This window comes from Bacillus sp. GMa5/1, assembly GCF_050172015.1.
In the GTDB taxonomy this organism is placed as follows: domain Bacteria; phylum Bacillota; class Bacilli; order Bacillales; family Bacillaceae_G; genus Bacillus_A; species Bacillus_A cereus.
Window position 1 is genome coordinate 1 of sequence record NZ_JBNLYC010000417.1, and the last position, 1,133, is coordinate 1,133.

Here is a 1,133-nt window from a genome sequence, read left to right on the forward strand (position 1 = left end):
AATAACAGTTCTTTTTTTGCTGAGAGGGCCGATAGGACTCCTCTTCTTCTTGCTCACCGAGGGCTTTCGCAAACATTTAGCATCGAAGGGATTGAGGGTGATACATGTACAGCTGAACGTATAAATAAACCTGAATATTCTTATTTAGAAAATACAATTCCATCTATGGAAGCGGCATTTAAAGCTGGGGCTGATCTAGTAGAGTTTGATGTTCAACCAACTAAAGATAATAATTTTGTTATTTTTCATGACTGGACTCTTGATTGCCGTACTAATGGTAAAGGTGTTACAAGAGATTTTACAACAAAAGAATTACAAGCACTTGATATTGGTTACGGTTATACAGCTGATGGTGGTAAAACATTCCCATTTCGTGGTCAGGGGATTAACCTTATGCCAACACTTGATGACGTACTTAACCATTTTCCAGATCGCTCTTTTCTTATTCATATTAAAAGTGATGATGAAAATGAAGGAATCCAATTGGCTGCTTACCTTAAGAAACTACCAGCAAAACGCCTTGAGCAACTAACTGTATATGGTGGCGATAAACCAATTGCTGCGATAAAAGAGCGCATCCCTAGTTTACGATTAATGTCTAAAGCAACCATGAAAAAGGATCTTCTTACTTATATGGCGTTAGGGTGGACTGGTTACATGCCTTCAAGCCTGAAGCATGGGGAGTTACATATACCAGACAAAGTAGCTCCTTGGCTTTGGGGATGGCCAAATCGTTTTCTTAATCGAATGGATAAAGCTGATACTCGAGTTATCGTTGTAGGAGGAAATGGATTTGGATTTTCAAGTGGATTTGACTCACTTGAAGATATAAAACGTCTTCCTGACGATTTTACAGGTGGAATTTGGACAAACCGCATTGATAAAATAGCACCTTTATTTCAAAAATAAAAGATGATATAACAATCGAAGTTTTTTCATATGTTTAACCATTTATATTTTAAAAGAAGACTTATTAATAATGTTGAAGTTTTATACACCGATAAACACCGCTGATGACCTCCATTATTTATAGGAAATCAGGGGTGTTTTTTGGATGAATGCAACTCACTGTAATTCAAACCGAAGTACGACAACAATCAAAGAATCACCTGCTATATGTAAAAAATGAGATA

General features: G+C 36.5%; 1 protein-coding gene. It reads left to right on the forward strand.

Going from position 1 to position 1,133, the window contains the following annotated elements; genetic code table 11:
* Window positions 1-909 (forward strand): glycerophosphodiester phosphodiesterase family protein (locus ACQGSG_RS29100; RefSeq protein WP_426948769.1); only part of this gene is annotated, 909 nt, incomplete at its 5' end.
* Window positions 910-1,133: the final 224 nt, after the last annotated feature.